A 14296-nucleotide genomic window follows, 5' to 3' on the forward strand; every position below is an offset into this window, starting at 1 on the left:
CGATGGCCTGGTCTGCCCGGCCGTGGCCGTAGTGCTCGAAGCGACGGCGGTAGAGGTCGACCAGCCGCCGGGTGTGCGAGGGCGGCCAGAAGATGTGGTTGGCGAAGAACCCGTCGCCGTAGTACGCCGCCTGCTCGGCGATCTCGGGGGAGCGGATCGAACCGTGCCAGACGAACGGGGGTACGCCGTCCAGCGGTCGCGGCGTGGACGTGAAGCCCTGGAGCGGCGTACGGAACTTGCCCTCCCAGTCCACGACGTCCTCGTGCCAGAGGCGGTGGAGCAGGTGGTAGTTCTCGATCGCGAGCTCGATGCCGTCGCGGATGTCCTTGCCGAACCACGGGTAGACCGGGCCGGTGTTGCCGCGGCCCATCATCAGGTCGACACGGCCGTCGGAGAGGTGCTGGAGCTTGGCGTAGTTCTCCGCGATCAGTACCGGGTCGGTCGTGGTGATCAGCGTCGTCGAGGTCGAGAGGATCAGCCGTTCGGTCTGCGCGGCGACGAACGCCAGCGTCGTGGTCGGGGCGGACGCGATGAACGGCGGGTTGTGGTGCTCGCCGACCGCCACGACGTCGAGCCCGACCTCCTCGGCCTTCGCAGCGATCGCGATCGTCGCCTTGATCCGCTCGTGCTCGGTCGGCGTCCGGCCCGTCGTCGGGTCGGGCGTCACGTCGCCGACGGTGAAGATGCCGAACTGCATGTCTCTCATCCTGCCTGGGTCGTTTCGTGCCTGGTCATCGCGCATCGGTCGTTTCGGATTCAACTACCCGGCCAACGCCCGCAGGGGCTCCATGATTCCCGCCCGTCCGTACCGGCCACCGCACGGTCCGGTGTCGGTGGCCCGCTGCCCTTGCTGTGCGGGCCGAGCAGGACGATCGTGGAGTCATCGAGTCCTGAGATCGAGCACAAAGGTCAACGACAGAGACGGGAGGGGGTGTCGCGATGCAGGCCAAGGTCGGCGACCACCTGGTGGTGGAGAGCAACACGGTCGGCTCGCCGCGGCGCGAAGGCGAGATTCTCGAGGTACGGGGAGCGGACGGAGCGCCGCCGTACGTCGTGCGGTGGGAGGACGGGCACGAGGGCATGAACTACCCCGGGCCGGACGCCCACATCACCCATCCGGGCTGAGTTCAGGCCCACCAGGTGTCCATGCGGGCGACGGCCTCGGCGTCCCGGCCCTGGTCGAGGAGGCGGGCGAGACGGAAGAGGTACGCCGCGATGCCGGCGGCTCCCTGCATCCAGCCGGGGCCGGGTGGGTTGAGCGGGTCCTCGTTGCGATGCTCGACGAAGCGCCAGTAGGCGTGGTCGCCGTCGTTGATCGAACGTTCGACCAACGCCTCACCCAGGGTCACCGCGAAGGCCAGGTCGTCGTCGAGTCCGTGCCGTTGCCAGACGTTGAGGACGATGTCGCCGACGCCCGCCGTACCGCAGCAGCGACCGTCGTTGTCCCAGAAGCCCGGGCTCACGCGCTCGGGGATCCCCGAGAGGCGAAGCGACCGCAGGCACGCGCGCTCCCAGTCGTACGGCGTGCGCCCGGCCACCTCGGGGACCCCGGCGCCGGCGAGCCCCGCGAACAGCAGGGACGTGCCGGCCGGGCCGTGGCACCACGAGTAGGTGAAGGTGTCGAGGTCCTCGTGGACGGGGACGACGTGTGGGACGCGCATCCCGCCGTCGCTGGTGTCGGCGAGCGTCACCAGGTGCTCTGCCCCGAGTCGCGCGGCGTCGACGAGGTCCGGGCGGGCGAGGGCCATCCCGGCGGCCGCGAGTGACCCGGCGATGCCGGCCAGGCCGTGCGACCAGTTCGGCATCTGGCTGCGTGGCTCGAGCACGAACCGATCCGGGACGAAGCGCCAGTCCAGACCGGTCGACACCTCCAGCTTCTCTGCCAGGAGCACGTCGGCCGCGTGGTCGGCGAGCTCGGCGGCGCCGGGCACGCCGTACCGGAGCGCCCAGACGGCGCCGAGCAGAACGGCGGCGGTGCCGAGGGTGACGTCGTTGCAGCGACCTTCGGGCACCGCACGTGGCGGTCCGAGCCACGACGGCTGCCATCCGTCCGGTGTGGCGAGCTCGGTCAGTCGCGCGACCGCCAGCTCGCTCCCCGGGGCGCCGAGAGCGGTGAGGACCCCGAGGGTGCTGGTGAGTCCGTCGAAGTAGTCGTACTCGGTCTCCTCGGCGATCCGCTGGACCAACGTCTCCGCGATGCCGTCCGCCAGGAGCAGCTCTTGCGAGCCCAGCTCGCGGGTCAGCCCGACCTCCGACAGGACGTGCGCGAGACCACCGACCCCGGAGTGCAGGCCGTAGGGGTGCTCACCCGGCTCGGCCTGCTCGGGGTTCTCCGGCAGCCACAGGCCGTCGTCGTTCGCGCGCACCTGCGTGAGGACCCAGGACCAGGATCGTTCGGCGAGATCGCGATAGACGGCTGGTTCGTGGGCCACCGGCCGATCCTGGCACGGTCGGCGTCAGGGGCGCGCGCGACGTACTCGCGACGGCGCGGCAGGATCGCCCCGAGGATGAACTGCGGAGCCAGCAGGTGGCCCGGCATCATCGGGCCTCAGATCAGGCCGCTGACATCTGGCGGGACGTCGACCGCGTGCTCCTTCAGCACCGAGAGCGGGATCACCTCGAGGGCACGCGCGTTCGTCGACGCCAGTACGACGGGCGCGGCGACGCCCTCTCGGTACGCCTCCAGCCACCGCACGGCCACCACGCACCAGCGGTCGCCGGCCTCCAGGCCGGGGAAGGCGAACTCGGGCATCGGCGTCACCAGGTCGTTGCCGATCGACCGCTGCTGCTCGAGGAACTCCTCGGTCACCACCGCGCAGACGGCGTGCAACCCGATGTCCTCGTCGCCGCACGAGCAACTCCCGTCACGGTAGAACCCGGTCATCGGGTCGGTACCGCAGGGCTCCAGCGGTCCGCCGAGGACGTTGAGCTCGGGCGAGGGCCCGGAGGTAGGCCCGGAAGTAGGCCCGGAGGTAGGCCCGGAGGTAGGCACGGCCATGTCCCCATGATGCCGTCCGGCACCCCAGGCCCGTGCGGACGAATTCACGGCCCGTTCGGCCGGACTTTGCCCGATTCCGATGACAGGCGCCTCCGGACCACGTAGAAAAGCCCGGAACGGGGGTTCCCATGGCGCAGGTGTCACCCGACGTGACCATCGCCCGATGGCGCAAGTACGGCAAGGACCGGCTCTACGTCACGCTCGCCGACGGCAGGAAGATCGGCTACTGGGACCTGGTCACCGACGAGCCGCACCCCGAGAAGCCCGAGCTCGCGAGGCTGCTGGACTCGGCGTACCACGTGTGGTCCTCGGGCCGCTTCTCCCGGGCTGACGTGGCCGGCTGAACATTCCGCTCGATGTCGCCGCAGATCGCTCCGGGCGAGGCGGTGCGACTTCGGTATTCTCCTGACTCGTCGGAACTTCGTTCCGCCGAGCGTCTCGGGCGTGAGCCTGGGAGGTCGCGATGGACGCAGTCGACGAGCAGCCGGACGGCCAGCGGGACGACCGGGTCCTGGCCTACACACGCGGGCTCTCGCTGTTCATCGTCCCGTTCCTCCTGGTCGCCTTCGTCATCCTCTACCTCTTCCCCGACCACACGGCGCGGCTCTGGTCGTGGCACATCGCGGTCTCGATGACGTCGATGGTGCTGGCGTCGGCGTACCTCGGCGGCGCGTACTTCTTCCTCCGCGTCGCCCGCTCCCGACACTGGCACGAGGTCGGCACGGGCTTTCTGGCGGTGACCGCGTTCGCGAGCCTGCTCGGTGTCGCGACGCTCCTGCACTGGGACCTGTTCCTGCACGATCACCTGGCCTTCTGGCTCTGGGCCGGCCTGTACTTCACCGCGCCGTTCCTGGTGATCGGCGCCTGGCTCGCCAACCGCCGGTACGGCGCGCCCGCGGCCGCGGGCGACGTCCTGCTCCGGCCGCTCGAGCGCTGGGTCGTGGCCGTCGTCGGACTCCTCGCACTCGGCACGGGGGTGGTCCTCTTCCTGGCACCGGGAGCCATGAACGATCTCTGGCCGTGGCCCCTGACGCCGCTCACCGGCCGCGTGATCGGGGCGACGTTCTGCCTCGGCGGGGCGGGTGTCGGCGTGTGGTTCGACCCGCGCTGGACGTCGGTGCGGGTCATGCTCCAGGTCGAGTCAGTGATGCTGGTGCTGATGCTGATCGCCGCGGTGCGGGCCCGCGACGAGCTGATCGGCAGCCACGCCCTGGCCTGGCCGCTCTTGCTCGGCACCCTGCTGGTGCTGGCCGGGTCGGCGTACCTCTGGCTGACCTACGAGCACCATCCCCGGCCCGCCCCCGGCCCGCGTGGCCTCGACGAGCTCGGCCGGCGGGGCCGCGCGGTCTAGTCCGGCGGAGGCAGCGTCACCCCGAAGCCCGCAACGGCCAGACGCAGCAGCACCTGCCCCGGCGCCAGCAGGTCGTCTATCCGGGCGGCACTGAGCACCTCCAGCTCGCCCAGCCGCACGTCGTACGCCGCGGCGCCGACGAGGCGGGCGGCCTGCAGCTCGGTCGTGTTGTGCCAGACCTTCATCCGCGACTCGCGCAGGAAGCGCTTGGACGAGATCCGGTTCAGCGGCTGGAGCACCCGATCGGTCAACGACCGGCCGTGCACGGCCAGCTCGGCGTCCTCGGCGGCCACCCGGGACGCGAGCACGCGGTCGATCCGCTCGTGGTCGCGGCGACGCGACGCCATCAGGGACGGCTGCGCGAAGTCGTCGTCCGAGATCACGGTCAGCAACGCCTGGGGCAGGTCATAGTTGACGTGGGCGTTGATGCCGAGGAGCACATGCCGCAGCGCCGGCAGGTCGGGCGGGGCATCGAACGCGAGTCGCCACGGGCGCGACGGCCTGCCGCCCGACAGATGGGCGTCGAGCGCGACGACGTACAGCTCCGCGAAGGCGACGTCCCACGCCTCGACCCACTCCGGGTCCTCGAACTCACCGGCGTCGACCGCCTTCCCGACCGCGAGCGTCGTGCGCTGGTAGGTGCCGAGGAACTCGCGGAGGTACGCCTGCTCGGGCGTGAGCCCGTCGAGCCGTTCCTGCATGCTGCGAACGACGGTCTCGACGGGCCCCGACACGAGCGTCTCCTACGCCGGCGTCTCGGGTGGTGTCTCGGGTGGCGCCGCCCGCTCCGAGCCCGTGGGCTCGAGCTCGTCGTGCAGGTGATGGCGTACGCCGCGATCGGGCCGGGCGGAGAAGAAGTAGATCGCGCCGACGACCGCGATCACGAACATCACCAGCAGGGTGATCCAGTCCAGGTTGAAGTACGCCCGTGGTGACGACAGGCCGGTCGGCAGCACGACGTTGATCAGCATCAGGCCGAGGTAGAGAGTCGCGATCACGGTGACGGTCGTGCCCCAGCGCCCGAGCGTGAAGCGGCCCTCGGGCACCCAGCCCCGGGCTCGAGCCACCCACGCGGCGATCACCGTCAGCAGGAAGGACAGGTAGATGCCGCTGACGCCGAAGGACACCAGCGCCACCAGGGCGTTGACCCCGCCCGGGTAGGTGATGAAGAGGAAGTGCTTGTCCTGGGCCGGCGAGGCGAACACCAGCAGCACGAACAGCACCGTGACCACCGCGCCCGCGATCAGCGCGTTGACCGGTGTCCCGAAGCGCGAGTGGACGCGCGAGAGCCAGGACGACGCGGGCAGTGCCTCGTCACGGGAGTAGGAGAACAAGAGTCGGCTGCCGGCGCCCTGGATCGACGTACCGCAGGAGAAGAACGCGAAGATGATCATCAGCAGCAGGAAGTCCTGCACGCCGGACGGCAGCTGACCGAGGATGGACGGGACGCCGCCGGCGACCGCGTCGCCGACGCCCTTGGCGCCGTCGCCGGGGATGGCCAGCAGGAGTGCCGCTGTCAGGACGATCGAGCCGATCCCGCCCCAGATCACGGCCAGCCGCATCGCCCGCGGCACCTGGCGGCCGGCGTCCTTGGTCTCCTCGGAGATGTCGCCGGCCGACTCGAAGCCGTAGTAGATGTAGACCGGCGCGAGCACCGCGATCAGCGCGGCCCCCAGCCAGCTGCCGTGGAAGTCGAGAGCCAGCGGGTTCGTGGCCGCGTGCGTCACGCCCTGGGTGGTGAAGAGGTAGCCGAGCCCGTGGTGGAAGCCGTGGATCGCCAGGATGATCGCGATCCCGAAGGTGCCCACGATCTCGACGTACACCCCGAACTGCGCGACGCGACCCATCACCTGGGCGCCGGTGATGTTGAGGATGGTCTGGATCAGCAGGAGCAGCACCGTGATCCACAGGATCGTGAAGTGATCGGAAGGGTCGAGGTTCCAGTGGAACCAGTTGTGCGTGAGGGCGGCGAAGTAGCCGACCACGCCGGTGTCGACCGCGGCGACCGTGATCAGCAGCGCGAAGCCGTAGAACCAGCCGACGAACCAGCCGTAGCCGGGACCGACGGAGAACTTCGAGTACTGGTAGAGCGCACCCGCGACCGGGTAGTGGCTGGCCAGCTCACCGAAGACCAGCGCGACGAACAGCATCCCGATGATCGGGATGAAGTTCAGCCAGATGTACGCCGGTCCGCCGGTGCCGAGGCCCAGCACGAACAGGGAGTAGATCCCCACCATGGGCGAGAGGTAGGTGAACGCGACCGAGAAGTTGGCGAACAGTCCGAGGACCCGATGCAGCTGCGGCTGGTAGCCCAGGCTCGCGAGCCTGGCGTCGTCCTGGTCGGTCTCGCCCGGGTTCGATGCGGCAGGGTTGGATGGGGCGGGTTCGGCAGCATGGCTCACGGGACGCTCCGGAGTGCTCGGGCCGCGGCCACCCGGACGCGGCACATCAGTCCTGGCCCACCCCGGTCTGAGCCCCGCCCGCCACGAGCGCGCGGCGGATCGAACCATAGACCCGTCGAATCCTCCTGTGGAAGAGCCTCTCGCGCCGGAATCAGTCGTCCGGGAGTCGGTCCTCGGTGGCCGGTGCCACCCACTCCTCGGCGGCGTCGAGCAGTGGCGGCAGCACGACCGTGGGCAGGAGCACGGGGAGCAGCAGCAGCTTGATCCAGTCCCACGCGGTGTTGCCGGTGAACCCGGTCCAGGCCCACGGCACCAGGTAACCGGCGAACACCAGGACCAGAGCGACCAGCGCACCGATCGTGACGAGCAACGTGTGCCGCGCTGTCCAGCGTGGCGGCGGACGCCAGAGCGCGGCGGTGGCGAGCACCAGCGGGAGCAGGGCGAGGCTCAGCCAGTCCCACAACGTGTTGCCGGTGAAGCCGGTCCAGGCCCAGGGCACGAGATAGCCGGCCAGCACCAGAGCCGCGAACGCGACCAGCATGGCCGCGACCGTCACCCGATGTGGACGGCCGAGATGCTCACGGTGACGCAGCAGGAGCGGCACGAGGGCGACCGTGACCGGAAGCGCCAAGCCCTCGAGCCAGTCCCACAGCGTCACCGGCCGCGAGAGACCTGTCCACGTCCATCCCTCGACGTAGCCGGCCCACAGGTAGAGCAGCGTCAGGACGGCCGCCAGGTAGGCCCACCACCAGGTGCGTCGGCGCGCGTGCTCGCTCACTCCGGCATTGTGCCCGTCGATGACCACGCGGCCGCGGCGAAAGTCAGCCGACGGTTCGGTCACGGCCCACCGGCTCGCGTCATCGTCGCGGGGTTCGCGCGTCTCTCTCCCGAGGGCAGGGGGCCCTCCGCACCGCTGCACGCGCTGGTGCCGCACGAGATGCAGGGGGTATCTCGGGATGACTGAGAACTCGGGTCGCTTCGACTTCGACGGCGACGGCATCGGCTATGTCCGCACCCGCCTGGGGGCCCTTGTGATCACCGTCCTCACCCTCGGCTTCGGGGTCCCCTACGCGCTGGTGCTCGTGAAGCGATGGAACGCCCAACACCTCGTGCTCGGTGGGAGCCGGGTCGTGTTCACCGGCCGTGCCGGCGACCTGATGAGCGACTGGGTCCGCTGGTGGCCGTGTGTCGTGCTCACGCTCGGCATCTACGGCTTCGTCGTGTTTCCGCGGGTGATGCGCTGGGCCTGGGAGAACACCGACTACCGCGCCCTGTGGCGCGTCGAGGCGGATCCCGAGCCGGAGTACGTGCGCCCGCTGGTGGCGCCGGTGCGCGCTCACCTGGCCTTCTTCGCCGAGCCCGGGCTGCCGCAACCCCTCCCCTGACAGCCTGCCCGACCACCTGCCCGACCACCTGCCCGACCACCTGCCCGACAGCGTGCCCTGACACGCCCGCGACCGAGCCGTACCGAGGTCGGCGGCCCGTGGCACGATCCGGAGCATGCCCCCTCGTACGGCGCTCGTGCGCGCCCTGCTCGCCGTCCTCGCGGCTCTCGCGCTGGCCCTGACCACCCTGACGCTCGGCCAGACCGCCTCCGCGACCGCACCGGCCACCGCACCCGCCACCGCACCGCCGTCGTGGGAGCTGCGACCCGGCACCAACCAGGTCGAGGTGCTCGACGCGACGCCCGGCCTCGAGCTGCGCCTGCTGCACGGCACGACGCCGGTCGCCAAGGGGACGGTCGACTCCCAGGGCAGCCTGATGTGGCGTCAGCTGCGTCCCGGCAGCTACACCGTGCAGACCACCGACCAGAGCGAGACCGTGGGCCCGGTGCGGGTGACCGGCATGCACGCCGCGCCGCCGCCCCACGCGTTCTACAAGACGCAGACCCTCAACAACGGCTTCGGCTTCATCAAGACCCGCGACGGCACGACGCTGTCGGCCAACGTCTCGTTCCCGAGCTTCGGCTCCCCGCCGTACCCGACCGTCGTCGAGTACAGCGGCTACGACCCGAGCAACCCGGCCGAGACGACGTTCCCCCGGCTCTTCAACGCGCTCGGCTTCGCCTATGTCGGCGTGAACATCCGCGGCACCGGCTGCTCGGGCGGCTCGTTCCTGCCGTTCGAGCCGGTGCAGAGCCTCGACGGGTACGACGCGATCGAGACCATCGCCGCACAGCCGTGGGCGAAGTTCCACAAGGTGGGCATGGTCGGCATCTCCTACCCCGGCATCGAGCAGCTGTACGTCGCGCGCACCCGGCCGCCGCACCTGTCGGCGATCACCCCGCTCTCGATCATCGACGACAGCTACCGCGGCACGCTGTGGCCGGGCGGCATCCTCAACACCGGCTTCGCCGAGCCGTGGGCATCTCAGCGCGCCGCGGACGCCAAGCCGTTCGGCGAGGGCTGGGAGCACGGGATGAACAGCCCCGAGTGCGATGCCAACCAGCTGGTCCGGCTGCAGAACCCCGACCCGGTCGCGCTGATCGAGGACAACCCGTTCGACAACAAGACCTACTACCAGAAGATCGACCCGAGCCGGTTCGTCCATCGCATCAACGTGCCCGTGTACCTCGCGGGGGCCTGGCAGGACGAGCAGACCGGCGGCCACTTCCCGGCGTTCCTGCACAAGTTCCGCAGCTCGCCGCACTTCTACGCGACCATGTCCAACGGCTCTCACACGGAGTCGCTGAGCCTCGGTGAGTTCGGCCGGTACGCCGACTTCCTCGACCTCTACGTCGGCCGCCGCGTGCCGACCGGGCTGAAAGCGTTCGTGGCGCCGGTGCTGGCGGCGTCGCTGACCGGGGTCACCGGTTTGTCGCTGCCCCAGCAGAACGACTACCAGGGGATGAGCTACGCCAAGGCCAAGCACCTGTTCCAGTCCCAGAAGCACATCCGGGTGCTGTTCGAGGAGGGGGCCGCGAAGGGCGAGCCGTCCGGGGCTCCGCTGCCGCGCTTCGTCCGCTCGTTCGACTCGTGGCCGGTGCCGCAGCGCAAGCCGACCCGCTTCTTCCTGCGCACCGACGGCAGGCTGATGCACAGCGAGCCGAAGCACGGTGGCACGTCGAAGTCGTTCTCGGCCGACCCGTCGGCCCTGCCCGCGACCGACTACTCCGGCTCGAGCAGCGGCATCTGGAGAGCCCACCCGAAGTACCACTGGCGACAGATCCCGAAGGGCACCGGCCTCGGCTGGATCACCCGGCCGATGAAGAAGAACACGGTCGTCATCGGGGGTGGCTCGCTGGACCTCTGGGTGAAGACACATGCTCGTGACGTCGACCTCGAGGCGACGGTCAGCGACGTCCGGCCCAACGGTAGCGAGGTCTACGTCCAGACCGGGTGGCTGCGCGCCAGTCATCGCCGACTCGACACCAAGGCGTCGACGGTGCTCCGACCGGTGCACACCGATCGGCGCCGCGACGCTCGCGACATGCCGCGCGGGAAGTACCGGAAGCTGCGGATCGAGATCCCGGCCTTCGCCCAGCCCTTCCGGGTCGGCGATCGGCTCCGGATCACCATCGACGCCCCTGGGGGCGCCAAGCCGTTGTGGGCGTTCCGGACCATCGATCACGGGCAGCGGGTGAAGATCGGCACCGGCCGGCGTCACGCCTCGTCGCTGGTGCTGTCGGTGGTGCCGGGGATCGCCGTACCCAAGACCGCGCCGCCGTGTCGGTCCCTGCGATCCCAACCCTGTCGCACTTACCCCGGCTGAGCCGCCTGGTCCGGTCCTGGTCGAGCCAGGAAAGGAAAACAGCAAGGTAAAGAAATCCCCGTGGCCTCGGTGGGTCAGGTGTTTTCCTCCGATCGTTCATTACCCTGGCACTCAACATCTGGGGGGGTGTGGCGAATGGCTGAGGCCGACAAGGTCATCAACGCCGTGATGAAGGCGACGGGGGAGTCGTACGACAAGGTCTCGACCTTCACGACGGCGGCGCACGAAACAGTCGACGAGTGCTTGACCGACGACATCTCGGTGGTGGCACCACCGTTGGTGATCGGCCGGCTCGGGTGCCCGGTCCTCGACCGGCTGCTGCTGCGGCTGGGTGACGGACAGTGGCAGCTGCCGGAGAGCGTCGACGTCACCGAGGCCGAGCTCGCGGACACGTTGATGCTGCCGATCGAGACCGTGTCCCGGTATCCGATGATCGGCCGGTTCGGGCTGCTGGCCCGATGCATGGACCGGCTGTCGATCGAGGACGCCGACGCCGAGAGGTTCCTGAAGGTCCTCGACGCGTGGCTCGCGACGTTCGGTCCGGACGCCGAGGGGCGCCCGAGCACGTATCCGGTCTGGGCCCTGCCCAACCGCGACGCGTTCGAGGGCTGGCTGCTCGCGCGGCTCGACATCCTGCACAAGCTCGGCTTCCCGGTCCGTCTCGCGAACGACGAGATGGACGGGACCCGCGGGCAGCAGCACATGTTCGTCGACGGCCGGCGGGCCGACCTGTTGCTGCGCTTCACGCAGGACTGCGAGAAGGGCGCGGCCGACGACTGGCTGGTCGTGGAGAACAAGACGACCGCGGTCGGCATCGGTGCTCTCGACCAGCTCGCGCTGTCCGTGGACTGGCTGCGTGCCGAGTCGCGGCTGGGCGCCGTACACGGGCTGCTGATCGCCGACGGGCTGAGCCTCGAGGTGGAGCGTGGCCTGCGTGAGCGGCACTTCCACTACCAGTCGATGACCGCGATCGGGTACCGCCGCTGGGTGCGGATGCACTCGCCGCTGCACCCCGAGATCCCGCGCGACGCGACCACGATCAACTACCCGCAGAACCTCTCGGTGCGCACCCTCGCGGCCGCGCTCCGCTGAGCCAACCGGTCTTTCCGGGTTTCTCCGGACTCCTCCCCCGGCGACGGCCGGGGGAGGTGCCATCTCCGGACCCGTTCGCCGGCTGAAGCCGGTCGCGAGATGTCGCACGATGACGAGAGCCCGGACACCCCCGTGGCGGCCGGGCCCTCATCGTCCTCACCCGCCGCGGCCCTCACGAACCGAGCGTGTCCTCCGTAGCAAGCCGTAGCGGTTGAGGTACTCACCGTAGGTCGTGGGCCAGGCGGTCGGGTCCATCCACAAGGGTGGGTTGTGGGTGCTCAGGGGCTCAGGCGATGCCACCGGGAGCGCCACGACCGCCAGGTGAGGGCGACCCGCCAGCCCACCAGGAAGACGCCGAGCACGATCGCGGCCACGACCACGAAGGCGGGAGCCGTGCCACCGCCGCTCGCCGAGCGCACGACGAGCCCGATCACGACGGCCCACACCCAGACGCGCACGCCGGCCCGGATCGCGGTCGGCCGCAGCCGCGAGTACGCCGTCAGGGCCAGCCCGAGTCCGGCTCCCAGCAGGAACGGCCACGCCGTGTGCCAGACGCCGTGGACGCTGGTCGACTCGTCGTGGTTGGCGCGGCCGATCAGCGCGAACAACAGCACCGCGACCGCGTCGGCGGCCACGGCGATCGGCCAGTCGAGGCGACGGGTGGTCGGCGGCATGCGCGCGAGTCTTGCAGGACGCGGCAACCAGGGCAGGATGGGTCGATGTGAGTCGAGGCCCTGTGGATGACGGCCGACCCGAGTCCTCGAGACCGGCGACGATGGCCCGGTGGACCAGAAGCTCGACACCTCTCGACCCTTCACTCGCGCGCAGGCCCTTCGGGCGGGGGTGAGCGCCAAGGCGCTGCGCGGGCCAGGGTTCCGCCGGATCCTCCGAGGTGTCTTCGTCGCGGCATCGGCGACCGTGGACCGTGACGAGCGCATCGCCGCGGCTCTCCTCGTCTGCGGGGATGACGCTTTCGCGACCCACGCTTCCGCCGCGAGACTGCTGGCTCTGCCGATCCCGGTCGTGGCGGAGGAACACGTCTCGGTACGCCGAGCGACACAGCGTCGCCGACGACGGGAGGACCTGGTGTGTCACGTCGATCTCGACAGTGACGTGCAGCTCGTGGAGGGACTGCGCTGCGCGTCGCCGCTGGACACCTTCGGCCAGCTCGCCTCGTTGATCGGCCTCGTCGATCTGGTGGTCGTCGGCGACCACCTCGTCCGACACCAGCGGACCACGCCCGAGCGGCTCGTCACCTTCTGCGCCGGCTTCCGCGGACCCGGCGCCGCGTTGGCGCGCCGCGCCGCGTCGTACGTCCGGAAGGATGTCGACTCGCCCATGGAGACCCGGCTACGCATGCTGCTGGTACTGGCAGGCGTCCCGGAGCCTCGGATCAACCACACCGTCCGTGAGGTTGACGGCCAGCCCCTCCGCCGCTACGACCTCAGCTGGCCCGACGTACGAGTGATCGTGGAGTACGACGGGCGCCACCATGTCGAACGCATCGAACAGTGGGCGGCCGACCTGCCACGCCGCGAGGGAATCGACAATGACAGGTGGCGGATCATCGTCGTCGTCTCCCGCGGGATCTACCAGGAGCCGGCGCAGACGATCGAGCGAGTCTTCCGGGTGCTGCGTGAACGGCGCTTGCCCGGTCTCCCGGCCCGGCCCGCTGACGGCTGGCGGCCGCACTTCCCCGGGCACGACGGCCTCGGCGGGGGCCGCAAGGCGGGATGATGCACCGTTCAGGCCCCGGATCCCCGGTGCGCGGGGCCACTTCGGTGCATGCGGGGAACTGTGGTCTCGGGTTCAGTAGCCGACGAGGTGCGGGGTCGCGCTCACGACCCGGAGATCGACGGCGGCACCGGGGACGGTCAGGGTGTCCGGGATGGCCCGCCAGGGGCCGTTGCCGACCCGGTAGCGGCCGGCGTAGGTGGTGTCCACGCTGGGCCGGACTCCACCCACGCGGGCGTAGCGGTGGGTGATGCGGAGGTCGGGGTACGGCGCGCCGGGGTCGCTGGTGGCGAGGTCACCGTCGTCACTGCCGCCGTCACTGCCGCCGTCACTGCCGCCGTCACTGGCGAAGTGCCAGGTGTACTCGGTCGGGGTGGCCTCGATGGTCACCTGCTGCCCGAGCAGGGTCACGGTCCGGGTCGTGGGGTGGGCGTTGGTGGTGTAGAAGTTCGTGTCGAAGTTGACCAGCGTCTTGCCGTTCGGTGGCTGGACGACGAGGTCCGATGCCGGCCAGGCCAGGCGTTCGAACGCGTGCTGGACCAGGCCCGGGGTGAGCCCTCCGAGGCGCTTGGCCTCCTGCTCGGTCAGGCAGGCCTGCCAGTCGAGTGGGGTGCGTTTCCCGTCCTCGTAGATGTTGAACAGGTACCCGTCGTGGCCCTCGATGTTGCAGGTCGCGGGGTCGGCGCAGAGCGCCAGTCCGCCGACGCCACAGGCCGGCCGGAGGGAGTACGTGTGGTCGGAGTGCCCGGCGACGTAGTCGCTGGTGTCGGACCCGGACTTCACGCAACCGACAGCTACGCCCGTGAGCCCACCAGTCCCGCTGCAATCGGCGGCGGTCGCCGACGGGGCAAGAAGTGCCTGGAATGAGCCGAAGAGAAGTAGCAGGACAACAGGGAACAGCGTGTGTCGCATCACGAAGCGACCTGAACGAGTGATGTCACGTTCCACGATGAGCCACGTCGGCTTACCTTGAGCTGAAACTGCGCAGGCCCACTGGGCAGGTGATGA

15 protein-coding genes are annotated in these 14296 nt (G+C 70.1%); 7 read left to right on the forward strand and 8 right to left on the reverse strand.

Going from position 1 to position 14296, the window contains the following annotated elements; genetic code table 11:
- Positions 1-697: LLM class flavin-dependent oxidoreductase (locus VGJ24_RS02015; protein ID WP_331498801.1), on the reverse strand; the 697-nt coding region annotated here is incomplete at its 3' end.
- A 242-nt stretch (positions 698-939) separates the two neighbouring features.
- Between VGJ24_RS02015 and VGJ24_RS02020 the strand changes: the two genes are divergently transcribed.
- Positions 940-1125, forward strand: coding sequence for a DUF1918 domain-containing protein (locus VGJ24_RS02020; RefSeq protein ID WP_331498802.1), 186 nt, complete (start codon positions 940-942; stop codon positions 1123-1125).
- A 2-nt stretch (positions 1126-1127) separates the two neighbouring features.
- On the opposite strand, the gene VGJ24_RS02025 is transcribed toward VGJ24_RS02020, so the two are convergent.
- Both VGJ24_RS02025 and VGJ24_RS02030 read right to left on the reverse strand, forming a co-directional pair.
- Positions 1128-2432 carry a lanthionine synthetase LanC family protein gene (locus VGJ24_RS02025; protein ID WP_331498803.1) on the reverse strand — a complete coding sequence of 435 codons (1305 nt, stop codon included), beginning with the start codon at positions 2430-2432 and terminating at the stop codon, positions 1128-1130.
- A 116-nt stretch (positions 2433-2548) separates the two neighbouring features.
- Entirely contained in the window at positions 2549-2998 is a 450-nt protein-coding gene (locus VGJ24_RS02030; RefSeq protein ID WP_331498804.1) for a DUF2237 domain-containing protein, read from the reverse strand.
- A 128-nt stretch (positions 2999-3126) separates the two neighbouring features.
- On the opposite strand from VGJ24_RS02030, the gene VGJ24_RS02035 reads away from it, so the two are divergent.
- Both VGJ24_RS02035 and VGJ24_RS02040 read left to right on the forward strand, forming a co-directional pair.
- A complete protein-coding gene (locus VGJ24_RS02035) occupies positions 3127-3342 on the forward strand; it encodes a hypothetical protein (RefSeq protein ID WP_331498806.1) in 216 nt (71 codons plus the stop codon).
- A 119-nt stretch (positions 3343-3461) separates the two neighbouring features.
- Entirely contained in the window at positions 3462-4349 is an 888-nt protein-coding gene (locus VGJ24_RS02040; protein WP_331498807.1) for a hypothetical protein, read from the forward strand.
- On the opposite strand, the gene VGJ24_RS02045 is transcribed toward VGJ24_RS02040, so the two are convergent.
- The 3 genes from VGJ24_RS02045 to VGJ24_RS02055 all read right to left on the reverse strand — a co-directional run bounded on the left by VGJ24_RS02045 (position 4346) and on the right by VGJ24_RS02055 (position 7529).
- Entirely contained in the window at positions 4346-5083 is a 738-nt protein-coding gene (locus VGJ24_RS02045; protein ID WP_331498808.1) for a DUF5995 family protein, read from the reverse strand. The genes VGJ24_RS02040 and VGJ24_RS02045 overlap by 4 nt on opposite strands.
- A gap of 9 nt (positions 5084-5092) precedes the next feature.
- A complete protein-coding gene (locus tag VGJ24_RS02050) occupies positions 5093-6751 on the reverse strand; it encodes an APC family permease (RefSeq protein WP_331498809.1) in 1659 nt (552 codons plus the stop codon).
- 151 nt (positions 6752-6902) lie between these two features.
- Entirely contained in the window at positions 6903-7529 is a 627-nt protein-coding gene (locus tag VGJ24_RS02055) for a hypothetical protein (RefSeq protein WP_331498810.1), read from the reverse strand.
- A 178-nt stretch (positions 7530-7707) separates the two neighbouring features.
- On the opposite strand from VGJ24_RS02055, the gene VGJ24_RS02060 reads away from it, so the two are divergent.
- The 3 genes from VGJ24_RS02060 (at position 7708) to VGJ24_RS02070 (ending at position 11554) form a co-directional block, all read left to right on the forward strand.
- Positions 7708-8136, forward strand: a complete 429-nt coding sequence (locus VGJ24_RS02060) for a DUF898 family protein (protein ID WP_331498811.1) — start codon at positions 7708-7710, stop codon at positions 8134-8136.
- A 115-nt stretch (positions 8137-8251) separates the two neighbouring features.
- Positions 8252-10462 carry a CocE/NonD family hydrolase gene (locus VGJ24_RS02065; RefSeq protein ID WP_331498812.1) on the forward strand — a complete coding sequence of 737 codons (2211 nt, stop codon included), beginning with the start codon at positions 8252-8254 and terminating at the stop codon, positions 10460-10462.
- A 135-nt stretch (positions 10463-10597) separates the two neighbouring features.
- Positions 10598-11554: a hypothetical protein gene (locus tag VGJ24_RS02070; protein ID WP_331498813.1), complete on the forward strand. Its 957-nt coding sequence runs from the start codon at positions 10598-10600 to the stop codon at positions 11552-11554.
- 278 nt (positions 11555-11832) lie between these two features.
- On the opposite strand, the gene VGJ24_RS02075 is transcribed toward VGJ24_RS02070, so the two are convergent.
- A complete protein-coding gene (locus VGJ24_RS02075) occupies positions 11833-12228 on the reverse strand; it encodes a DUF3054 domain-containing protein (RefSeq protein WP_331498814.1) in 396 nt (131 codons plus the stop codon).
- 109 nt (positions 12229-12337) lie between these two features.
- Between VGJ24_RS02075 and VGJ24_RS02080 the strand changes: the two genes are divergently transcribed.
- Positions 12338-13291, forward strand: coding sequence for a hypothetical protein (locus VGJ24_RS02080; protein ID WP_331498815.1), 954 nt, complete (start codon positions 12338-12340; stop codon positions 13289-13291).
- A 72-nt stretch (positions 13292-13363) separates the two neighbouring features.
- Here the strand turns inward: VGJ24_RS02080 and VGJ24_RS02085 are convergent, their stop codons facing one another.
- Positions 13364-14071 carry a hypothetical protein gene (locus VGJ24_RS02085; protein WP_331498816.1) on the reverse strand — a complete coding sequence of 236 codons (708 nt, stop codon included), beginning with the start codon at positions 14069-14071 and terminating at the stop codon, positions 13364-13366.
- Positions 14072-14296 lie beyond the last annotated feature (225 nt).

Source organism: Nocardioides sp. (assembly GCF_036493135.1).
In the GTDB taxonomy this organism is placed as follows: Bacteria; Actinomycetota; Actinomycetes; order Propionibacteriales; family Nocardioidaceae; genus Nocardioides.

What these genes read in the sequence shown, in the direction of transcription:
- VGJ24_RS02070 (WP_331498813.1), top strand. Translation starts at nt 10,598, where the DNA reads ATGGCTGAGGCCGACAAGGTCATCAACGCCGTGATGAAGGCGACGGGG.
- VGJ24_RS02020 (WP_331498802.1), top strand. Translation starts at nt 940, where the DNA reads ATGCAGGCCAAGGTCGGCGACCACCTGGTGGTGGAGAGCAACACGGTC.
- VGJ24_RS02030 (WP_331498804.1), bottom strand. Translation starts at nt 2,998, where the DNA reads ATGGCCGTGCCTACCTCCGGGCCTACCTCCGGGCCTACTTCCGGGCCT.
- VGJ24_RS02065 (WP_331498812.1), top strand. Translation starts at nt 8,252, where the DNA reads ATGCCCCCTCGTACGGCGCTCGTGCGCGCCCTGCTCGCCGTCCTCGCG.
- VGJ24_RS02040 (WP_331498807.1), top strand. Translation starts at nt 3,462, where the DNA reads ATGGACGCAGTCGACGAGCAGCCGGACGGCCAGCGGGACGACCGGGTC.
- VGJ24_RS02075 (WP_331498814.1), bottom strand. Translation starts at nt 12,228, where the DNA reads ATGCCGCCGACCACCCGTCGCCTCGACTGGCCGATCGCCGTGGCCGCC.
- VGJ24_RS02060 (WP_331498811.1), top strand. Translation starts at nt 7,708, where the DNA reads ATGACTGAGAACTCGGGTCGCTTCGACTTCGACGGCGACGGCATCGGC.
- VGJ24_RS02035 (WP_331498806.1), top strand. Translation starts at nt 3,127, where the DNA reads ATGGCGCAGGTGTCACCCGACGTGACCATCGCCCGATGGCGCAAGTAC.